The sequence below is a fragment of the Arthrobacter oryzae genome (assembly GCF_030812315.1).
GTDB lineage: Bacteria > Actinomycetota > Actinomycetes > Actinomycetales > Micrococcaceae > Arthrobacter > Arthrobacter oryzae_B.
Genome location: NZ_JAUSSM010000007.1, coordinates 26,609 through 45,923, shown reverse-complemented (window position 1 = coordinate 45,923; position 19,315 = coordinate 26,609). Strand labels below are relative to the sequence as shown.

The window sequence follows — 19,315 nt, the reverse complement described above, 5'->3', positions numbered from 1 at the left end:
CGTTAGCCACTAAACGGCATGGATTTCTTCCACGTGCTGACCTGCCGGGGCCGCCTTGGGGGCGGGGAGCACCGCTGCCACGAGTTCCTTGCTGTGCCGGTGCCGGGGATCGGCGAAGAACTCTGCGGTGGGCGCCACTTCCACCAGGGCGCCCTGAAAGAGCACGGCCACGCGGTGGCTCATGTAGCGCAGGACGTTCATGTCATGGGAAATCATGATCAGGGAAAGCCGGCGGTCGCGGTGCAGGCGCAGCAACAGGTCCAGGACCTTCCGTTGTGTCACCGCGTCCAGGGCCGACGTGGCTTCGTCGCAGATGAGGACTGCCGGTTCCAGCAGGAGTGCCCTGGCGATGGTGAGCCGTTGGAGCTGCCCGCCTGAGCACTGGCTCGGGTACCTATCCAGCAGCGCAGGGTCGAGTTCAACCTCGCGAACCACCCCTTCGATGAGCACAGCGCGGTCCTCCGCGTTGCAGTCCCGCCGCTGCAGCAGGGGCGCCTCCAGGCTGGTGCGCAGCTTCATCCTGGGGTCGAACACATCGTGCGGTTCCTGGAAGACGAGCTGCACATCAGTGCCCGCGGTTCCGGACGGGTTGTCCTTCCCACCGAGGGACCGGGTGATGCTTCCGCTGTCCGGGGTTTCGAGTCCGAGGATCAGCCTCGCAAGGGTGCTCTTTCCGGATCCTGACTGCCCCAGGACCCCGAGGATCTCGCCTTCCCTCAGATCAAGCGACACGTCCTCCAACGCGGGCCGGGCGCCGCGCCGGGTGGACCGGAACCGCTTGGTGACCCTGTGCAGGTCCAGGATGGTGCGCGACGAGGTGGCCGCGGACGCCGGCGCCGCGGGAAAAGCCGATGCTCTCACGAGGTCCTTGGTGCAGGTGGCCAGAGGCGTGTCCAGCACCCTTCTGACCGGTCCCGACTCCCGGACGCGGCCGGCTTCCATCACCACCACCCTGTCCGCGAAGGCGGAAACTGTGGCGAGGTCATGGGTGATGTACAGGACGCCCAGCCGACGGCTATGCCTCTGCCGGTCGATCAGCACCAGGATCTGCCGCTCGAGCACCTTGTCCAGGGCCGAGGTCGGCTCGTCCGCGAGCAGCAGTTCGGGCCGCCCGGCCATGGCGACGGCGAGCATGGCCCGCTGGGCCATTCCTCCCGACAGCTGGTGCGGATAAGCCCGGGCGCACCAAGCCGGATCCTCGAATCCTGCGCCGGCCAACAGATCCAGCGCCTCCCTCCTGGCAGCGCTCCCCCGAAGCCCGCGGTGAAGCTTCAGCGGCTCGGCCAGATGGTTCCCAACGGTCTTCCGGGGGTTGAACATGCGCTTGGGCTGCTGATACAGCATGCCGATCCGGCCTCCGCGCACGCGGTTGAGCTCCGCTTCGCCGGCCGCCCGCAAATCCGTCCCGCCCAGCCGGATGGAGCCGGTCTCAACATGGATCCTTGGCGGCAGCAGGCCCATGACGCTGAGGGCCGTCATCGTCTTGCCGCTTCCCGACGTTCCCACCAGGGCTACAAACTCCCCCGGGGCTACAGTGAGGTCCAGCTCGGACAGGATCGACGGGTGACCTCCCGGGCTCGAGCCGGTGCCCACGCTCAGCTTTTCGATAACCAGCCCCTCAGGCATCCGCCACCGCCCGGGAAGGAGCAGCTGACAGCAGCAGGCGGCTTCCGGTCATGCGCGACACATGCTGCCCGATCAAGGTGACGCAAAGAGCGACGACGAAGATCACCAGACCAGGGGCAAGGATGGTCATCGGCGCCCTCACCGCATACGGCTGGGCAGTTGCAAGCATCGATCCCCAGTCCGACTGCGGCGGCTGCACCCCGAGCCCCAGGTAGGAAAGCGCGCCAACGTTGATAAGGAACTGCCCGAACCGCAGGGCGGCCTGTCCGAGCAGCGGCCCGGCCAGGTGGGGCAGGATGTGCTTGAGGACGATGAAGGAAGGCGGGCAGCCCACCACGCGGGCTGCCTCGATGAACCCGCGGGCCGAAACGTCATAGGCGAGCGAGCGGGCGAGCCGGGCAAACGGTGTCCAGCCGGTCACGGTAAGGGCCAGCAGCAGCGAGTGATAGCCGGTACCCATTGCGGCCACCAGGAAGAGGGCCACCACCATCTCCGGCATGGCCAGCAGCACGTCGTTGGTGCGGGTGAAGAACTCGTCGAGCCAGCCGCGCCGACGCGCACTGAGCACGCCCACCGCGGTGCCCGTTACGGCCGTGAGCACCGTGGCCAGGGCGGCGATTGTCAACGAGAACTGGCCGCCGTCGAGCAGCCTGCTCAAGGTGTCCCGGCCCAGGTTGTCAGTGCCGAGCCAGTGGGCGGCACTGGGCGCGGCCAGCCGGGCGGCGAGGTTCTGTTCGGCGGGCGGATAAGGCGCTATCCAGGCGGCCAGGGCCACGGACATCACGATAAGGACCAGCAGCGACCCGGCGGCCAGGACGTGAGGAGGCAGTTTACGCATGGCTCATCCTGATTTGGGGGTTGAGCAGTCCGTGGACCAGGTCCGCCGCTGTGGTCAGCAGGACAGCAAGCCCGACGACGACCACCACCGCGCCCTGTGCCAGGGGAATGTCGCTGTTCAGGACGCCGTCGAAAAGCAAGCGTCCCATGCCCGGGATCGAGAAGATGACCTCGACGATGACGGATCCGCCCAGCAGCCCTGCGAACCACACTGCCACCAAGGTGGTGAGGGGCAGCAGGCCGTTGGGGATTACGTGCTTCCATACGGTCTGAAGGTGGGAGAGTCCCCGGCTCCGCGCGGCCACGACATGCTCCGCGCTCAGCGCCTCGAGGACACCCTCGCGCACCGCCGACGTGAAGTAGCTTGTGGGCCGCAAGGCGAGGACGGCCACTGGAAGGACTGCTGAGTGCGGTCCTTCCCAACCCGCAGAGGGCAGCAGGGAAAGCTGCAAGGCGAAGACCAGCACCAGCATCGGCGCCAGCCAGTACTCGGGAAGGGCAATGAACGCCTGGGTGACGGCCGTGATCACCTTGTCCGCGGGGCGTCCCTCCTGCAGGGCAGCCGTGACCCCGAGGGCCACGGAGATGGTGGCCGCAATGGCCAGGGCCAGGACCACCAGGCTGAGCGTAATCCAGAGCGCCGGCAGCACTTGCTCGGCCACCGGAGTGCGGCTGGTGTAGGACAGGCCCATGTCGCCGCTGCTGAGCCGCCCCAGCCAGCGCAGGTACTGCGCCCACAGGGGATCGTTGAGGCCCAGCTGGAGGCTCAACGCTTGGACGGCGGAGTCGTCGATAACATCGCCGGCCACGCGGGAGCGGATGATTTTCCGAACGGGATCGCCCGGAGTCACGTAGGGGATGAGGAAAACTACAAAGGATGCCAGAAGAACGGCTGCCACCAGGGCAGCCGTTCGCCGGGCGAGGAACGGTATCACTCCGCGCCTCGCTGATCTCGTCTGTTAGCGGGGACGGCCACGGTCAGGATCCGGGCTTGGCTGTTTCCGCCCTGACCACGTAGCGGGACAGCGGGTCCTGGACGTGGTTCTGAACGTCGGCCCGGACGGCATCGATGGCCTGCTCGTTGACGAGCCAGACGTTCACGGCCTGGTCCTGGAGGATCTGCCCGGCCTTGGCGTAGAGCCGGTACCGTTCCTCGGAGTCCGCCGTCGTGGCTGCCTGGGCGATCGTCTTGTCGTAGTCGGCGTTGCAGAAGTGGCTCAGGTTGTAGGTGCCGTCGCAGGTGTAGTCCGCGGTGAGGAAACCGATGGGGTCGGCGATGTCGATCAGGCGGTTGCGCTGGCTCAGCACCATGTCGTAGTTGCCGGACAGCAGGTCCGGTTCAACCGCGGCATACTCCTTGGTCTGGATCTTCACCGGAACGCCCACGGCCTTCAGGTTCTCCTGGATGACGGTTGCCACGTCCGCGAACTCCGCGCGCTCCACGATCGCGATGATCTCCAGCGGCCGGCTGGCGGTGTAGCCGGCGCTGGCGAGCAGCTTTCGGGCGCCTTCAACGTCCTGCTTGGGTGCCTCGGCGCCCTCGATGGCCCACGGCTCGGACGGCGCGAAGGGCCCGTTGGCGGCGATGGCCGCGCCTTCGTAGACGCTGGCGGCCAAGGCCTCCAGATCCAATGCCGAGCTGACTGCCTTCCGGAAGTCGACGTCGTCGAACGGCGCCCTGCCATTGTTCATGTAAAGCGTTGCCGTCCTCGGAGAATCGGCTTTGAGCACCTTGACGTTGCCATCCCCTTCCAGGGCGGGCAACCCGGAAACGGGAATGGACAGGGAAATATCGGCTTCACCCGTCTGAATCTGCGCGGTCCGGGTTGCGCCGTCCGTGATGAAACGGACTTCGGCACCGGCAAGCTTCACGTCCCCGCCCCAGTAAGCCTCATTGCGGTCCAGTGTCAGGGACTGCTTCGGCTTTTCGGATACCGGTTTGAAAGGTCCGGTGCAGTGGCCGAAAGGATCCACCGTCCCGCCCTTGAAAGCGGCCGGGGACAGAACGCCGGTGTTGACGCTTGCTAGGCGGTACGGAACCAGCGGGCTCTCGGTCGGGGTGGTAACCCGTACTGTGCGGTCGTCGAGCGCCTTGACCCCGCTGACCACCTTGGGGTTGAAGGCCCGCGCCGGAACCGCTGCTCCCAGGACGCTCTGCAAGGAGCCCGCAACGGCCTCAGCGGTCAGCTCGCTCCCGTCCTGGAACTTGACCCCTTCGCGGATGGTAAAGTCCCACTCCAGGGGAGAGGACTGCTTCCACTCCGTCGCCAGCAACGGCACGATCTTGCCCTGTGACTCGTCATAGCGGGTCAGGGTCTCGAGACATCCGGACAAGGACAGGATGTAGGCGGCGTCGCTCTCCAGCGCCCAGTTCGCCACCGGGGCCCGGAAGTTGTCCACCACGATCCGCTGATTTGTGTCGGCCGCCTGCTTGTTTCCTGCGGTAGGACCGCTGAAGCCACAGCCCGACAGTGAAAGAAGCGCCACGAGCCCCAAGGAAAGAGATGACGAAAGGGAGAAGCGCACGGAACCACCTAGATTCAAAGTCTCTGCAGACGGGCAGACGGAAATAATGGGGCCGATGACGGCCATAAATAGTTTAGGCTAACCTAACTTCGTACGCCAAAAAGGGCGGGTCCGGGGGCCCGTCACATTGGCGGCTCACGCGAAACGCCACGTGACGTCCCGTTACGTTTCGGGCGCCCCGCACGGCCTTTCCAGGGCCGCAGATGACGCCACGAGTCACCCCGTTACTGCCGATGAACGCAGGAGTCGCGGGGCATTGTTTCCGCCGGATGCCGGACCGTAATCTCAGTCCAAGCGCTGGGACCGGGGCACCGGACAAGCTTCACAAGAGCAACAGGCCCAGGCGCTGGCCCCAACGGAGGGCGGCAGTAGACTGCCGCCGCGAGCCTCCGTTCCCCCGACTTTTGTCCGGCGGCTGCCCTTTACCGGGCTGCCCCGTTCTTGAAGGAATCCCCATGTCATCGCATCAGAACCCCGAAGGATCCACCCGCATCGTTGCGGGCAAAACCCCCAAGCCACAAAACTCCGCAGCAAAGCGCAAGCGCGCCCTCGGAATCGGCATCGCCGCAGGCCTTGTGGCCCTGATCGCCGGCGGAGCGGTTGTGGCCTTGAACCTCAACAGCGGCACCCAGTCACAGCCGGCGGCCGCCGTGGCCGCCGCCCCCGCAGCGGAACTCAAACTCGGCTTCTTTGGCAACGTCACCCATGCCCCTGCCCTGGTGGGGGTCAAGGAGGGTTTCATCGCCGAGAGCCTGGCCGGGACGAAGCTGAGCACGCAGGTGTTCAACGCCGGCCCGGCCGCGATCGAGGCGCTGAACGCCGGAGCGATCGACGCGACCTATATCGGCCCGAACCCGGCTATCAACTCGTTCGTCAAGAGCCAGGGCGAGTCGGTCAGCATCATCGCCGGCGCCGCGGCCGGCGGGGCGCAGCTGGTGGTCAAGCCCGAGATTGCCGCCGCGGCGGATCTGAAGGGCAAGACCCTGTCCACACCGCAGCTGGGCGGGACCCAGGATGTGGCGCTGCGGGCCTGGCTGGCCGGGCAGGGCTACAAGACCACCACGGACGGCGGCGGCGACGTGGCGATTAACCCGACCGAGAACGCGCAGACTTTGAAGCTGTTCCAGGACGGCAAGCTCGACGGCGCGTGGCTGCCTGAGCCGTGGGCGTCCCGCCTTGTTTTGCAGGCCGGGGCGAAGGTGCTGGTGGATGAGAAGGACCTGTGGGACGGTTCGCTGACCGGCAAGCCGGGCGAGTTCCCCACCACCATCCTGATCGTGAACAAGAAGTTCGCCGCCGAACATCCGGACACCGTCAAGGCACTCCTGAAGGGCCACGCCGAGTCCGTGGCCTGGCTCAACTCCGCTGCAGCAGACGAGAAATCCACCGTCATCAACGCCGCCCTGAAGGACGCGTCCGGTGCCGAACTGAAGCCGGACGTCATTGAGCGGTCCCTGAAAAACATTGTCTTCACGGTGGACCCGCTGGCCGGAGCCTACAAGAAGCTGCTGCAGGACGGCGTGGACGCCGGCACCACCAAGCAGGCGGACATCAACGGCATCTTCGACCTCACCGCCCTGAACAGCGTCACCGCCGAAACCGGTGGAGACAAGGTCAGCGCCGCCGGACTGGGCAAGGAATAGCTCAGCCAAGGACTGACGCCCAAGAGCTGAACAAGTGCACCAAACACCAGAGGCGCCCGCCGGAACTTCCCGGCAGGCGCCTCTGGTGTTTCCCTGGCGTGGCGCCGCCCGGTCAGCGCTCAGTACTCGACTTTTTCGGTCCGTCCGCTGTGCAGGGAACGGGTGGTTGCCTCGGCGATGGCCTGAGCCTTGGGCCGTCATCCAGCGAGGGCGTAGGTGCCGCCCGTCCTCCAGGGCGGAAACGAAGTGCGAGAGTGCGGCCGCGTAGGTGGGCTGCCCGCCGTCGAACATCAACCGCCGATGAAACGGTTCCGTCCGGCCCGGTACCCGAACACTGCGGCGAGTGCCCCCACCACGAGGAACAGCACGCCGGCTGCGGCAAAGGATCCCGTGGCCTGGTACAGCTGCCCCACCATGAGCGTTCCCGTGGAGCCGAGGCCGTAGCCCACGCCCTGCATCATGCCGGACAGGTGTGCTGCCGCGTGCCCGTCCCGGGTCCGCAGCATGATCATGGTCAGCGCCACCGCGGTCAGGCTGCCCTGCCCGAGGCCCAGTAGCCCGGTCCACACCCAGACGAAGTCGAGCGGCCCGAAAATGCTCAGCGCGAACCCGCCGCCGGTCATCAGGGCCACCACCGTGTTGATCGCCCGCTGGTCACGGAACCTCGCGGCCAGAGCCGGCGCGAACAGGGAACCCAGCATCTGCAGCACGATGGACGCGGAGACGATCAGCCCGGCCGTTCCGCCGTCCACTCCGCGCTCCCGCAGGATGGGCGCCAGCCAGGCGAACACGCTGAACGACATCATGGCCTGCAGCACCATGAAGATGGTCACCTGCCAGGCGACCGCCGAGCGCCACACGTTGACGCCGCCGGCCACGGCCTGGTGCCGCGGGTGCCGCTGCCTGAGGGCCAGCGGAAGGAACAGGAAAAGTACGACGGCGGCGGGCAGCGCCCAGAACCAGAGCGCCACTGTCCACTCCCCCGACGCGGCGAAAACCGGGTAGGTGAATCCGGCACCCAGGGCCGCCGAGGCGCAGATGGCGGTGGTGTACAGCCCGCCCATCAGCCCCAGCCGGTGCGGGAAGTCGCGCTTCACCAGCCCCGGCAGCAGCACGTTGCAGAGGGCAATGGCGGCGCCGCACGCAGCGGTTCCGGCGAGCAGCGCGGGCAGGTGGCCGGCGCCGGGCAGCTCGACCGGGCGGAGCAAAAGACCCGCGGTAAGCACAGCCATGGCCCCCAGCAGCACGCGTTCGGCGCCGAAGCGCCGGGCGAGCACCGGCGCCAGTGGTGCGAATACCCCGAGCAGGGTCACCGGCGCGGTGGTGAGGACCACCACCGCCCAGCCCGGCAGCCCGGCGTCGGACCGTATTTCCGGCAGCACAGCCGCGAAACTGGAGAACACCGTCCGCAGGTTGAGCCCGATCAGCACCAGGCACACGCCGAGGTAGATCAGCCCCCGGCGTCCGCTGACGCGGGTGGGCTCCGCAGCGGGCAGCTCATCGACTTCGGCATCCACCAGCACGCCGGATGTGCCACTCCGGACGCCGCCGGGTGAGGTTGTTTTCGGGGCAGTGTTCGCGGTGGTCTTCGCGGTAGCGTCCGCGGCTGCGTTGTTGGCTTCGGTCACCGGCCCATTCTCGCAGGAGTTTTTGTCCAGATAACGCGGGTTGGAGCGCTCCCACCCCGCGTTATCTGGACAAAAACTCAACTATTCTGGAAATGATGAGTGAATCCCCAGAAACCCCCGAACCGACGCACGCCCGGACGCCGGATGCAGCACCGGAGTCTTCCCCGTCGCGGGATGCCGCGCCGGAGCAGTCACAGGGCAGCCGCCCAGTGACCCCCGGCAGCCAAGCCTCCTTCGGAACCTACGGCGGCCGGCCCGTCAGCTTCGTGCGCCGCGGAACCCGCCTGCAGGGGCGACGCCAGCAGGCCTGGGAAGAGCACTCGGACCGCTGGGCTGTCGACGTCCCGCGGCACATCGCCAACACTTCGGTGCACCCGGACTACGTTTTCGACGCCGAAGGGGAGTTTGGCCGCACGGCGCCACTGATCGTGGAGATCGGCTCGGGCCTGGGCGACGCCGTCTGCCACGCGGCCGAGGAGAACCCGGACTGGGATTTCCTGGCCGTGGAGGTCTACACCCCGGGCCTCGCCAACACCATGATCAAGATCAACAGCCGCAAGCTCAGCAACGTCCGCGTGGTCGAGGCCAACGCCCCGGAGGTGCTGGCCACCATGCTGCCGGCCGGATCCGTCAGCGAGGTCTGGGTCTTTTTTCCCGACCCCTGGCACAAATCCCGCCACCACAAGCGCCGCCTGATCCAGCCCGAGTTCGCCGCGCTCGTTGCCACGGCGCTCAAGCCCGGCGGCCTGTTCCGCGTTGCGACTGACTGGTCCAACTACGCCGTGCACGTCCGCGATGTCATGGCCGGCTCCGCCGACTTCGTGAACCTACACGACGGCGAGCGGCGGGGCCCCGAAAGTCCCCTGACCCAGGTGTGGCAGTCCGGCGTCGAGTCCCTGGTGGGCGGCGCGCCCGTCAAGGAGGGCCGCGCCCCGGTGAGCACCGAGCACACGGGGCCGAACGAGGGCGTGGATGAGACCGGCGGCTGGGCACCGCGGTTCGAAGGGCGCATCCGGACGAGCTTCGAAAACAAGGCCCACGAGGCCGGCCGCCTCATCTTCGATCTTTGCTACCGGCGGCTATGATGCACCATGGCCTCCGCACAACCCGCGACCCCGCAGCGCCGATCCGCTGATTCGCGCGGGCTGGCGGCCGGCATCACCAGCTTGGCGTCCGCCGTGCTGGCACCGGTTGCGGCCATGTTCAGTCTGTCCACGTTCATCATGGCCGACGCCGAGCCGCTCCTGGCCAACGTCCCCTTGCGGGACACCAGCGGGTACTGGGTCCTGCTCATCGTCCTGGTGGGCATCCTGGCGGCACTGGTCCTGACCTCGGTGGTCACGGGAATCGTGGCCATCAGGCGTTCGCACCGGATGGGCGCCGGGCGGATTACCGGGCTGCTCGGCCTGGGGTTCACCGCTTTCAACCTGGCCGGCGGCCTCTGGACGTGGGCCGGCGCTGCCGGGCCCTGGTTCACTTTCGGCTAACCAGCCCGAGGCCGTCCGTCGCCAGTTTCCGGCCGCGCTGCCGGCAGGGGACGCCGGAGAGGCTGGCTGAAGGGCTGCCGCAAACGGACCTGTTCCCGAACCCGTTCCCATGGCACGATTGGCCTTTAACACCCAGGGCGGGATCAGCCCGCGGCCACGAGAACTGCGCGAGGAACCGGAAATCAAAAGAGAACTGAGATCGGCCGCTGGTACGGCCGAGGAAGTCACCAATTCGCGGCCCATGGAGCTCATGGCCCGCGCCGGGTTCGCAGTAAGCGGCCTTCTTCATTTCCTGGTGGGGTCCATCGCCATCCGCCTGGCCATGGGCGGGCAGGGCCAGGCGGACGTCAGCGGTGCTGTGCAGGAGCTGGCCAGCCAGCCGGCCGGTCCCATCCTGCTGTGGAGCAGCTTCGCAGCCTGCGTGGCCCTGGCCATCTGGCAGGCGAGCGACGCGATTTTCGACTACAGCAACCTGCCGCAGCCCGAGAAACTCAAACGGAAGCTCAAGGCTGCCGGGCAGGCTGTGGTTTTTGCCGCCTTCGCTGTCACACTTGCCTCGTTCGCCATCGGGAGCGGCAAGGACAACAGCCAGTCCACCAGCGACTTCACCGTGGCCCTGATGAAGGCCCCGGGCGGTGTTGCGCTGCTGATCGTCATCGGCGCAGCCGTAGCCGTCACCGGAATCGTGTACGGGATCCGCGGCATCCGGAAGTCGTTTGAAAAGCACCTCAGGCTGCCTGCGCCAGGCACGCAGCGCACCGCCGTCAGTGTGCTGGGGGTAGTGGGCTACGTCGCAAAGGGCTTTGCGCTCCTGCTGGTGGGCCTGCTGATTGTCGTTGCCACCGTCCAGGCGCACCCGGAGGAATCCACCGGGCTCGACGGCGGCCTGAAGGCCCTGCGGGACCAACCGTTCGGACTGTACCTGCTGGCCGCCGTCGGAATCGGCCTGATTGCCTATGGCGTGTTCCAGATGGCAAGGGCAAAACTGGCCAGGATGTGAGCCGGCTGCGCCCGCCCGGCTAGGGTGGACGCATGCCCCAGGTACGCGCCGAGCGCTTCATCCGACTCGATCCGGAGACCGCCTTTGCGTTCTCCCAGACCACAGGCGAGTTCCGGCTGAAATGGGATCCATTCATTTCGGCGCAGGGCTGGCTGGACGGCGCCCGGGCCGCCGGCAAGGGAGTCCGCACCCGGACGGTCTCGAAAATGGGGCTGGTGATGGTGAGCGAATACGTCTCCTACGCCCCGCCCCGGAATGTGGGCATGACCATGGTGTCCGGCCCGTGGTTCTTCGGCAACTTTGGCGGCGGGTGGCGGTTCACCCCGGCCGACGGCGGCACCCGCGCTGTCTGGAAGTACACCTTTTCCTGCCAGCCGGCGTGGCTGCGGCCCGTGGCTGAGCGGGTGGGCGGCTGGCTGCTGGGCCGCGAGATCGAAAAGCGCATCGAAGCGTTCGCCCGGGCATGCGAGGACCCGCAGCTCGTGGCGGAGTTCCGCACCCTTAACGCCTGAGCACCCGCCCGGAGTCTTCAAGGGCAGCCCGGACACGCGCCCCGAGTCCCTGCAGCCGGTCCATCGGTTCCGTGGCGTAGACAAGCCGCACATACCGCGGCGCCACGTCCTGGCCCCACGCCGTCATGGGCGTCGCAGCGATCCGGCCCGCTTCGAGGAGCCGCCGGGACAGGTCCGGCGCCCGCATCCCCAGCGCCTCGGCATCCAGCAGCAGGGACCAGCCGCCCTCGGGAATCACGATAGGAAGGCCGGCCAGTTCATTTGCAACCAGGTCCCGGCGCGACTGCCACTCCCGCACGGCACCGGCAATACCGTCGTCGGTTGTGGTGAGGGCGGCCAGGACACCGGCCTGGCCGAAGCCGCTGGCCACTGCCGTGTTGTAGATCGCGGCGAGGGCAACGTCACCCATGACCTCCGCCGGACCCGCAGCCCAGCCCACGCGCCAGCCGATCATGCGGTAGTTCTTGGAGACGCCGCCCAGGGTGATGGTCCGGTGCGCCAGCTCCGGGAACGATGCCGGATGGCGGTACGGCAGGCCGTCGAACAGGATCCGGTCCATGGCGGCGTCGTACAGCAGCCAGCAGTCCGCGTGCTGGCAGGCGTCGCGGACGGCACCCCATTCGGCGTCGTTGAACACGTGGCCGGAGGGCATGGACGGGCTCATCAGCAGGATGGCGCGGGTGCGGGCGGAAACCGCTGCAGCCAGCCGCCCCGGGTCCAAGCGCCAGCGCCCGTCGGAAACCATCAGCGGGACAAAGACCGGCACCGCCCCGGCAAGCCGGACCCGGTTGATCATTCCCGCATAGGTGGGGTCAGTGAGTATCACTTCGTCGCCGTGGTCCACGGTGGCCAGGAGCACGCTGAGCATTCCCGCCAGCGCCCCTCCGGTGATCACCACCTCGGAGCGCGGATCGTAGGAGAGCCCGGTTTGCTGCCGGAGCCGGTGCGCCACCGCCTGGCGGAGGGCAAACGTCCCGATGAAGGGCAGCCAGCTGTTGGCGGCTTTGTTTCCCACCGCCTCGCGGGTGGCGATGATGGCCGACGGCGGCGGCGCGATGTCCGTGTCCAGGTTTTCCATGCGGAGCACGTCGGGATCACCACCGACGGCGGCTGCCACCCTGTCGATGCCGAAGGGCTGAATCCGGGCGAACCGCCCGGTCCTGCCGCGGACCATGTGCCCAGCGTCCCACCGGGTGCGGACCGCGTCAATGGGCGCCGGACGTGCCGTCCACCATGGAAATGACAGCCACTGTCTGCTGCCCCTCGTTACGCAGTTCCACGCTGCTGATCCGGCCGATCTGGGTGGGCGTCGCGCCAGTGATCCTGGACCGGCCGCCGGGCGTCGCCGACCAGCTGCAGGCGCGGTCCTCGGTGCCGTCCTGGCCCTTGACCCACAGGGACAAGGTTCCCTGCGTGGGCAGGCTGGTCCCGGTGAACGAGACCTCGGTCCCCCACGCCTTCCGCATCAGGGCAAGCTGGACCTGCAGCCCGCCCGGCGCCTCCACCGAATAGCTCGCGTCCGGCTTTGGCGGCTGGTTGAACAGCGGAGCGGCCAGGACTCCCAGCGCCAGGCACGCGGCGGCCACAGCGCTGACGAACGCCGTCCACCGCCGTCGGGATTTCCGCCGCCGCACTGCCACCTCGTCCAGCAGGCCGGCGAGGTCGCCCGCGGGAGCCACCTCCCCCAACGAAGTGGCTTCCACGGATACAGCGGGGGTTGCGGGAGTGCCGTCCCCCTCTGCGCTGCCGGTCCCCAGGGTTGCCGGCGCCGCGGAGGCAGTGCCCGTGAGGGCGACGGCGTCGGCAACGGGCAGTGCGTCCAGCAGCGCAGGCAGGCTGGCGAGTTCGTCCAACTCCCGGCGGCAGTCCGCGCACGCGGCGAGGTGCTGCTCGAAGCGAGACGCTTCAGCCGGCTCCAGCCCGCCCAGCAGGTACGCACCCAGCAGTTTGTGCATTTCCGCGCCGCTCACCGCTGCACCCCCATTTCGTCAAGGATGGTCCGCAGCGCCCGCACCGCGTAGAACGCGCGGGACTTCACCGTCCCCGCTGGGATGTTGAGCTCCACGGCCGTTTCCGTAACAGTGCAGCGGCGGTAGTGCAGGGCTACCAGGACGTCCCGGTGTTCGGCGCTTAGCCGCAGCAGGGCTTCCTCCATCAGGACGCGGTTGAGCAGTTCGTCCACACGTTCGCTGGCTTCCGCCGGATCCGCCACGTCCCGCTCGGTCGCCTCGATGGGACGGCGCTGGGCCTTGCGGTAGTTGTCGATCATGATGTTCCGCGCGGTGCGGAAGAGGTAGCTCCGCAGGCTGCCGGTGATCTCCGGGGCCTGTTGCCAGACGCGGAGCACGGTCTCCTGGACAACATCGTCGGCCAGTTGCGGATCCCGGGAGGCGCTCAGCACAAACCGCCGCAGGGCGGCGCCGTGCTCCCGGTAGATCGCTGCCACCACGTCTTCATCGAGCGGCATCCGTGCCCCTCCCGCTGTGCTGATGGTGCCCTGCATTGTGTGTGCTGCCTCGTGCTGCTGCGGCAGGCCGAACGCCCGCTGTCCACCATTACGACGCCGCGGCGGCGCAAACGGTTCAGGGAGCAGCCGCTGTGAACCATTCTCCGCCCAAGTACGTCGTACCGGATAGCGCCGGACCCACCGTTTTGGCCGGCACGAATCCAAGGGAGCTGGACATGAAAAAGCAACTGGGTGCAGGGCTGTCTGCCGTGGCAATGGCCGTGCTTCTCACAGCCTGCGGCGGCGGTACCGGAACGTCCACGCCAACTACTGCGGAGGGAACGACGACGGCCTCCGCCCCTGCCGAAACGTCCGCACCGGCGTCGTCCCCCGTCCCCGCAGGCGCGGCGGAACTGAAAACGGCATCATCCGGTGCCGGCCAGATCGTGGTGGATGCCAACGGCATGAGCGTCTATTTCTTCACCAAGGACGTCAAGGACTCGGGAACCAGTGCCTGCACGGGCGCGTGCATTGCCGCCTGGCCACCGGTCCTCACGGAATCGGACTCGCCGGCGGTTGACGGCGTGACCGGAACAGTGGGAACCATCGCGACGCCGGAGGGTAAGAAGCAGGTCACCATCAACGGGCTTCCCGTGTACTACTACATCCAGGACAAGACCGCCGGGGATATCACCGGGCAAGGCGTGAACGACGTCTGGTATCTGGTCAGCCCGGCAGGCGAAATGGTGAAGACCGCGGCCAGCGGCTACTAGCCCTGGCCTCCGGGTGGCTAGCGCCGCGCGGACTCAGCCAAACGTGGGCTGAGCTGCCCGGCGTGGCTAGTGCCCCGGCGGCGGACTCGGCAGTTCGGGAGTCGGCACTTCCACGGGTGGCGTGGGAACCAGCCCGGACGGATCGGGGCTCACCGGCGGAGACGGAAGCGGCTTCACGGTGGGCAACTGGCCATGCCGCGGAATGCTGCCCGGGTTCCGGGGATCGGGTTTTGCGGGCAGCGTGAGCCCGGGGGTGCCGGATGCGCCCGGTGAGGGCGTGGCGGGATCTGCAGGCGTTCCCCCGCCGGGGACTGACCCGCCGTCCGCAGGAGATGGGGCCGGCGACGTCGGTGCAGGCGCGGGCGTGCCGGGCACCGTTCCTCCGGTATCCGGCGCGGGCTGCGCGGGTGTCTTTCCCCCGCCACCGGGCGTCATGGTCCCCACGAAGAACGTCACGGCATGACGGACGTTTCCCAGGGTGTGGCGGAAGTCTTCATCCGAAGCCGCAGCGGCGGCCCCGCCGGCGGCCAGGGCAGCCGCGACGGTGAGGGCGGTGAGCGGAAGTCGGCTTTTGCGACGGCGCCGGGCGGCAAGTTCGTCGACGGCGGGGATGGCGGACGTGGCTGCGGCGCTGGCGGCTGCGGCGGGCGCGGTGGGGACCGCAAACATGGCGGCCGGTGCCATCAGAGCCTCCACCGCTGCGGACGGACGGGGGCTGTCGGCTGCCAGGGCACGCAGTTCCAGCAGGACGGGGCGAAGGTCACCGTCGTCGTCCATGCCGGCGTCGGCCAGCAGTTCGTCGATGATCCGCTGGTCCCGGGATGAGGAGATGTCACTCATGATGTGCCTGGCTTCCTATTGAGGCGCGTTCCCTGAGGGCGCTGAGCGCCCGGCGATGCAATTGTTTGACTGCTCCCGGGGTTCGGCCCATGACGTCGGCGGCCTGTTCCACGGAGAGGTCCGCGACCACCCTGAGTGCGAGCACTTCCTGGTGGTCCGGGCTGAGTCCTTCAAGGAGTGCTCCGGCGCCTCCGCCGTCCACTTTCGCGAGCGCCAGTTCCTCGGCGGAGGCCGAACTGCGCCTGTCGAGGTCTGACTCATAGGGACTGAGGGCCGGTGTGCGCTCGTGGCGGCGGTAGTGGTCCACCATGCGTGCGTGGGCAATGGAGAAGATGAGCGACTTGGCACCCTGGAGTCCGCCGGTCAGGCCGTCAAGCTTCGGATAGAAAGCCAGGAACACGTCCTGGGTGACCGCCTCCGGGTCATCCACGCCGCGGGCCCTCAGGTAACCGAGCACGGCACCGGAGAACTTTCGGTAGACAAGGGTGAACAGCACGGCGGGGTCGTCCCCGGCCGTGTGCACGTATTCATCTGCCAAAGTGTCGAGCACCGTCAGGCTCCTCCATCCCACGCAGCGTGGTCACATATCCGGGTTCCGGAAGGCTGTGGACTGGCGCCTGTTGCACCGCGGGACTCCTGCCAAAGCGAAGGAGTCCCGCGATCCACCATAGGCGGCTGTGTTACGGACGGCCAGCTGAGGTGGGCAGCTCGGGGAGCTGCGTGGGGACCTCGGCGGGGAGTTCCGGTGCGGCCGGAACGGCAGCCTGGGTGGGCAGTTCCGGTGCTTCCGGAACCTCCGGGACCTCCGGGACGTTGACGTCGGCCGAGGCGTCGCCCGAGCCGGCACCGTCAACCTTGTGGCTGTCGGACTTGCCTGCGGCAACTACGTCGGCGCAGTAACCTTCGATGTTGGCTGCGCCCTCAGCGGCGATGGCCAGCGATGCGAAACCGGTGGAGGACGCTGCCAGGCCACCGTTGGTGAAGGCAGTGCACAGGCCGTAGGCGGCGGGGCCCGCGGCGTCCGGGCCAACAGCCGTTGCCGAAGCGTCGGCGTTAGCCTTCTCGTCCTCAGCGGCGGCGGTTGCGGCGGCATCAGCGGAAGCGGACGGCGTGGCGGATGCGGAAGCGTCGGCGTCAGCCGTGGCAGTCTCGGAAACGCCGCCTACGTGCGGGGCCGGGGCACCGAGCAGTTCATGGGCGCTCTGCTGAACGTCAGAGGGAAGCGCTCCGGCGAATGCGGCTGCGCCGGTGCCACCGACCGCCAGCGTGCCGGCCGCCAATGCGCTCGCGGCAATCTTGCTAGTGGCAAAAACAGTGAACAAGGACATGGAACCCTCCGAAAACATATACAACAGTGTCAGTAACGGCCAGGTTGGATCCGGCCACTCAAGCGGTGCGGACGCGGTCCGCACTCCCCATACATCGCTGCGGGTTCCGGAAAAGTTACGCGGTTCCCGAATTCTTTTTTCAGGACGTGCCGCAGCGGGCCGCATTAGGATCGGAGCATGGGCAATCCGACCGATCTGAAGAACGCCGCCAAGACCTGGCAGACCATGGTGGAGAACAACCAGTCGCTGCTCCTGCGCAAGTCCGGCCACGACGTCGGATGGTGGGCTGAACGGGGCCGCGAGGCGGGGCTGAAGAACGACGGCGAGCTCCGGGACTGGATGCGGGACGCACACGGGATCACAGGCTACGCGCAGTACGCCGTGTCGTGGGAGATGTTCGGCTACCCCGAGTTCATGCTGCGCGACGCCGATGAACTGATCGACGCCCAGTACGCGAGCCACCCCGCGCTGCGGCCCATTGCGGATGCGTTCCTGGCGTGGGCGGCCGAAACAGCGGGTGTGGAAATCCAGATGCGCAAGGGTTACGTGTCCCTCCACTCTCCACGGCGGAAGTTCGCCCAGGTCACCCGGGCCAACACCACCGCGGTGGACGTCGCACTCCGGCTGGACGCCCCGGCCGGGGGCAGGCTCGAGGCCGTCAAGGTGCGTGCCGGCGATTTCTTCGACCGCAAGGTGCGGATGACGTCGGTGGAGGAAGTGGACGATGAAGTCCTGGGCTTCCTGACGGGGGCTCTCCAGCAGAACAGCTGACCGGAACAGCCGATTGGGCGTCGGCTGGTCGGGGTCAGCGCGGGTCAGCGGGAAGGGTGAAGGTCACGGTGGTGCCCATTCCCGGTGCGCTGGTGAGGCCGATCGACCCGCCGTGTCCTTCGATGATGGTCTTGCTGATGGGAAGGCCAAGACCTGCTCCTGGAATGGCCGTATCGCGGGACCGAGCGGAACGGAAGAACTTGGTAAATGCCTGGTTCTGGTCCTCCTCCGTCATGCCGATACCCGTGTCGGTGATCGAGCAGACCAGCTCTTTGCCGTTCCTGCGGGCGTGGGCAGTGATCCGTCCGCCGTCCGGTGAGTACTTCACCGCGTTCGATATCAGGTTGCCCACCACCTGCCGGATCCTGGCGGGGTCCACCCGTGCGGTCAGGGGTTCCTCCGCGTCGAGCAGCAGGTCCACTCCGCAGAGTGCAGCCCGCGCCTGGTTGGCTGCCACGGCTGCGGCAAGGAGACCGGCAATGTCCGTGTCCTGCAGGACGAGCTCCACGTTTTCAGAAGCGACGGCAATCAGGTCATTAACGAGGCCCAGAAGATGCCCGGCATTCCGCTCCACGATCCTCAGCTCAGCCGCTATGTCCTCGTGGCCGGGCTCGTCCAGGACAAGTTCCAGGTAGCCGAGTATTGATGTCAGCGGCGTGCGCAGCTCATGGGACACGGTGGCGACGAAATTGTCCTTGGCCGCGAGCGCATTGATCAGTGCCGTCACCTCGGCGAAGGTGACGACAGCCCCTCGGCGGCTCCCGTCCAGGGAGCGGATGGCTCCGCCGCTGACGGAAAAGGCACGTTGCTCGGTATCCTCGCCTGCCCAGTAGAGCTCATTGGTGAACGCCTCGCCGCGGGAGGCCCGGGCGGCTGGGAACGCGTCCGGCGGCACGAGGGTAGTCCTGTCGCCGTGGAAGAGCTTCGCAGATCCCCCGGCCGAGGCGACGCGGGCCAACGAAGGATCGCTCCGCAACGCCCTGTTGGTCAGCACGTCCTGGCCGTTTTCGTCCACCACCCAGACGCCCACATCGACCGTTGAAAGCACCGCATCAAGCAACTGCTGCCTTTGCATGCTCTCGGCGAGTGTTACCGCCAGATCGCGGTCCTTGCGGACCAGTGTCATGCGTTGCCGGTAAAGTGCACCTGCCACAACGCGGGCCGTCACGGCGATCGCGCCCATCACCAGCGGCAGGAAGATTGTCCGGATCATCGAGCCCTGGGCCAGGTCCGATCCCAGGGCGGCGGCAGGGATAACGGTGCTGAGCACTGTCGCGAGGACGGCGAGGACAACCCGGTGCCTGTGCCGGCTCACAGACAGCCAGACCACCGGGAACACCAACAGCAGGCTCAGGACGTTGAAACTGGGGCCGCCTGCCTGCCGCGTAAATCCGATGGCCACGCAGTCGAGGATGGGAATCAGCGTGAATGCTTCGGGATGCAGCCTTCCCCAGGGGACAGCCAGGCAGAGCCCGAACAGCGCGGCATGCGCCAGCAAGGCAATCCTGAACGTGTCGTCCGCCAGGGTTGCCGGGCTGAAGATCGCAGCGGCAACCACAACCAGGAACAGGGTGACCGAAAGAGGCAGCTGGCTCATCACCACACGGCCCCGGACTCCGAGCCTGCCGAAAATCCGGTCGATCCCGTCGGCCAGCGGCGCGTTGTCGACTAGGGATGTAACCCCTGCTGGTAATGCGACCCCGGCAGGCGGTCGGTCATTGCCCAGCCCTGCCACCCGCCGCAGCACTCGAAGCGGGCTGTTCGTTCCCTTGATACCGTTCATCGCTCTGTCCCCCGACACAGAAAAAAATCCCCCGGGCTGCTTCAAGGACGCTGCCCACAGTGTAGACCGCCGCGGCAACGGGCCGGGAATGCGACGCAGGCGGTGCCGCTCGTCC

At 67.5% G+C, this 19,315-nt stretch carries 19 protein-coding genes; 7 read left to right on the top strand and 12 right to left on the bottom strand.

Annotation, left to right across the window (positions count from 1 at the left end):
- Positions 1 to 9: 9 nt before the first annotated feature.
- Genes J2S97_RS14690 through J2S97_RS14675 form a run of 4 tightly spaced genes read right to left on the bottom strand, consistent with a single transcriptional unit; the run spans position 10 to position 5,055 of the window.
- On the bottom strand, positions 10 to 1,626 hold the full coding sequence (locus tag J2S97_RS14690) for an ATP-binding cassette domain-containing protein (RefSeq protein WP_307050666.1): 1,617 nt from the start codon (positions 1,624 to 1,626) through the stop codon (positions 10 to 12).
- Complete coding sequence (locus tag J2S97_RS14685; RefSeq protein WP_307050664.1) at positions 1,619 to 2,464, bottom strand: ABC transporter permease; 846 nt, start codon at positions 2,462 to 2,464, stop codon at positions 1,619 to 1,621. Before J2S97_RS14685 ends, J2S97_RS14690 begins: the two co-directional genes overlap by 8 nt.
- Entirely contained in the window at positions 2,457 to 3,398 is a 942-nt protein-coding gene (locus J2S97_RS14680) for an ABC transporter permease (RefSeq protein ID WP_307050662.1), read from the bottom strand. Before J2S97_RS14680 ends, J2S97_RS14685 begins: the two co-directional genes overlap by 8 nt.
- Before the next feature lie 43 nt (positions 3,399 to 3,441).
- On the bottom strand, positions 3,442 to 5,055 hold the full coding sequence (locus J2S97_RS14675; protein WP_373460565.1) for an ABC transporter substrate-binding protein: 1,614 nt from the start codon (positions 5,053 to 5,055) through the stop codon (positions 3,442 to 3,444).
- A gap of 389 nt (positions 5,056 to 5,444) precedes the next feature.
- Between J2S97_RS14675 and J2S97_RS14670 the strand changes: the two genes are divergently transcribed.
- On the top strand, positions 5,445 to 6,632 hold the full coding sequence (locus J2S97_RS14670; protein WP_307050658.1) for an ABC transporter substrate-binding protein: 1,188 nt from the start codon (positions 5,445 to 5,447) through the stop codon (positions 6,630 to 6,632).
- 290 nt (positions 6,633 to 6,922) lie between these two features.
- On the opposite strand, the gene J2S97_RS14665 is transcribed toward J2S97_RS14670, so the two are convergent.
- Complete coding sequence (locus tag J2S97_RS14665) at positions 6,923 to 8,155, bottom strand: MFS transporter (RefSeq protein ID WP_307050922.1); 1,233 nt, start codon at positions 8,153 to 8,155, stop codon at positions 6,923 to 6,925.
- 200 nt (positions 8,156 to 8,355) lie between these two features.
- Between J2S97_RS14665 and trmB the strand changes: the two genes are divergently transcribed.
- From trmB to J2S97_RS14645, 4 genes are all read left to right on the top strand, one after another.
- On the top strand, positions 8,356 to 9,345 hold the full coding sequence (gene trmB / locus J2S97_RS14660) for a tRNA (guanosine(46)-N7)-methyltransferase TrmB (RefSeq protein WP_307050656.1): 990 nt from the start codon (positions 8,356 to 8,358) through the stop codon (positions 9,343 to 9,345).
- 6 nt (positions 9,346 to 9,351) lie between these two features.
- Entirely contained in the window at positions 9,352 to 9,747 is a 396-nt protein-coding gene (locus J2S97_RS14655) for a hypothetical protein (RefSeq protein ID WP_307050654.1), read from the top strand.
- Between the two features lie 109 nt (positions 9,748 to 9,856).
- Positions 9,857 to 10,747, top strand: coding sequence for a DUF1206 domain-containing protein (locus J2S97_RS14650; RefSeq protein ID WP_307050652.1), 891 nt, complete (start codon positions 9,857 to 9,859; stop codon positions 10,745 to 10,747).
- 32 nt (positions 10,748 to 10,779) lie between these two features.
- Positions 10,780 to 11,259, top strand: coding sequence for an SRPBCC family protein (locus J2S97_RS14645; protein WP_307050650.1), 480 nt, complete (start codon positions 10,780 to 10,782; stop codon positions 11,257 to 11,259).
- Here the strand turns inward: J2S97_RS14645 and J2S97_RS14640 are convergent.
- From J2S97_RS14640 to J2S97_RS14630, 3 genes are read right to left on the bottom strand one after another with little or no spacing between them, the layout of a single operon-like run.
- Complete coding sequence (locus J2S97_RS14640) at positions 11,249 to 12,433, bottom strand: pyridoxal phosphate-dependent aminotransferase (protein ID WP_307050648.1); 1,185 nt, start codon at positions 12,431 to 12,433, stop codon at positions 11,249 to 11,251. The genes J2S97_RS14645 and J2S97_RS14640 overlap by 11 nt on opposite strands.
- A gap of 31 nt (positions 12,434 to 12,464) precedes the next feature.
- Positions 12,465 to 13,229, bottom strand: coding sequence for an anti-sigma factor family protein (locus tag J2S97_RS14635; RefSeq protein WP_307050646.1), 765 nt, complete (start codon positions 13,227 to 13,229; stop codon positions 12,465 to 12,467).
- Positions 13,226 to 13,726, bottom strand: a complete 501-nt coding sequence (locus tag J2S97_RS14630) for a sigma-70 family RNA polymerase sigma factor (protein ID WP_307050644.1) — start codon at positions 13,724 to 13,726, stop codon at positions 13,226 to 13,228. The genes J2S97_RS14635 and J2S97_RS14630 overlap by 4 nt, the downstream gene beginning before the upstream one ends.
- A 215-nt stretch (positions 13,727 to 13,941) precedes the next feature.
- Between J2S97_RS14630 and J2S97_RS14625 the strand changes: the two genes are divergently transcribed.
- Complete coding sequence (locus J2S97_RS14625; RefSeq protein ID WP_307050641.1) at positions 13,942 to 14,478, top strand: COG4315 family predicted lipoprotein; 537 nt, start codon at positions 13,942 to 13,944, stop codon at positions 14,476 to 14,478.
- 66 nt (positions 14,479 to 14,544) lie between these two features.
- Here J2S97_RS14625 and J2S97_RS14620 read toward each other — a convergent pair whose 3' ends face one another.
- The 3 genes from J2S97_RS14620 to J2S97_RS14610 all read right to left on the bottom strand — a co-directional run bounded on the left by J2S97_RS14620 (position 14,545) and on the right by J2S97_RS14610 (position 16,646).
- Complete coding sequence (locus tag J2S97_RS14620) at positions 14,545 to 15,318, bottom strand: hypothetical protein (RefSeq protein WP_307050639.1); 774 nt, start codon at positions 15,316 to 15,318, stop codon at positions 14,545 to 14,547.
- Complete coding sequence (locus J2S97_RS14615; protein WP_307050637.1) at positions 15,311 to 15,868, bottom strand: RNA polymerase sigma factor; 558 nt, start codon at positions 15,866 to 15,868, stop codon at positions 15,311 to 15,313. Before J2S97_RS14615 ends, J2S97_RS14620 begins: the two co-directional genes overlap by 8 nt.
- A 130-nt stretch (positions 15,869 to 15,998) precedes the next feature.
- Positions 15,999 to 16,646, bottom strand: a complete 648-nt coding sequence (locus tag J2S97_RS14610) for a protein tyrosine phosphatase (RefSeq protein ID WP_307050634.1) — start codon at positions 16,644 to 16,646, stop codon at positions 15,999 to 16,001.
- Positions 16,647 to 16,823: 177 nt separating this feature from the next.
- Here J2S97_RS14610 and J2S97_RS14605 point away from each other — a divergent pair, with 177 nt between their 5' ends.
- Positions 16,824 to 17,417: a DUF5655 domain-containing protein gene (locus tag J2S97_RS14605; protein ID WP_307050632.1), complete on the top strand. Its 594-nt coding sequence runs from the start codon at positions 16,824 to 16,826 to the stop codon at positions 17,415 to 17,417.
- 34 nt (positions 17,418 to 17,451) lie between these two features.
- Here J2S97_RS14605 and J2S97_RS14600 read toward each other — a convergent pair whose 3' ends face one another.
- The gene (locus tag J2S97_RS14600; protein ID WP_307050629.1) at positions 17,452 to 19,200 is read right to left on the bottom strand and encodes a sensor histidine kinase; all 1,749 of its coding nucleotides are present in this window, start codon (positions 19,198 to 19,200) and stop codon (positions 17,452 to 17,454) included.
- Positions 19,201 to 19,315: the final 115 nt, after the last annotated feature.

Bases quoted from the DNA above. Each gene is read 5' to 3' on its own strand.
- J2S97_RS14690 (WP_307050666.1), bottom strand. From the start codon at position 1,626: ATGCCTGAGGGGCTGGTTATCGAAAAGCTGAGCGTGGGCACCGGCTCG.
- J2S97_RS14685 (WP_307050664.1), bottom strand. From the start codon at position 2,464: ATGCGTAAACTGCCTCCTCACGTCCTGGCCGCCGGGTCGCTGCTGGTC.
- J2S97_RS14675 (WP_373460565.1), bottom strand. From the start codon at position 5,055: ATGGCCGTCATCGGCCCCATTATTTCCGTCTGCCCGTCTGCAGAGACT.
- J2S97_RS14670 (WP_307050658.1), top strand. From the start codon at position 5,445: ATGTCATCGCATCAGAACCCCGAAGGATCCACCCGCATCGTTGCGGGC.
- trmB (WP_307050656.1), top strand. From the start codon at position 8,356: ATGAGTGAATCCCCAGAAACCCCCGAACCGACGCACGCCCGGACGCCG.
- J2S97_RS14655 (WP_307050654.1), top strand. From the start codon at position 9,352: ATGGCCTCCGCACAACCCGCGACCCCGCAGCGCCGATCCGCTGATTCG.
- J2S97_RS14650 (WP_307050652.1), top strand. From the start codon at position 9,857: ATGGCACGATTGGCCTTTAACACCCAGGGCGGGATCAGCCCGCGGCCA.
- J2S97_RS14645 (WP_307050650.1), top strand. From the start codon at position 10,780: ATGCCCCAGGTACGCGCCGAGCGCTTCATCCGACTCGATCCGGAGACC.
- J2S97_RS14640 (WP_307050648.1), bottom strand. From the start codon at position 12,433: ATGGTCCGCGGCAGGACCGGGCGGTTCGCCCGGATTCAGCCCTTCGGC.
- J2S97_RS14630 (WP_307050644.1), bottom strand. From the start codon at position 13,726: ATGCCGCTCGATGAAGACGTGGTGGCAGCGATCTACCGGGAGCACGGC.
- J2S97_RS14625 (WP_307050641.1), top strand. From the start codon at position 13,942: ATGAAAAAGCAACTGGGTGCAGGGCTGTCTGCCGTGGCAATGGCCGTG.
- J2S97_RS14620 (WP_307050639.1), bottom strand. From the start codon at position 15,318: ATGAGTGACATCTCCTCATCCCGGGACCAGCGGATCATCGACGAACTG.
- J2S97_RS14610 (WP_307050634.1), bottom strand. From the start codon at position 16,646: ATGTCCTTGTTCACTGTTTTTGCCACTAGCAAGATTGCCGCGAGCGCA.
- J2S97_RS14605 (WP_307050632.1), top strand. From the start codon at position 16,824: ATGGGCAATCCGACCGATCTGAAGAACGCCGCCAAGACCTGGCAGACC.
- J2S97_RS14600 (WP_307050629.1), bottom strand. From the start codon at position 19,200: ATGAACGGTATCAAGGGAACGAACAGCCCGCTTCGAGTGCTGCGGCGG.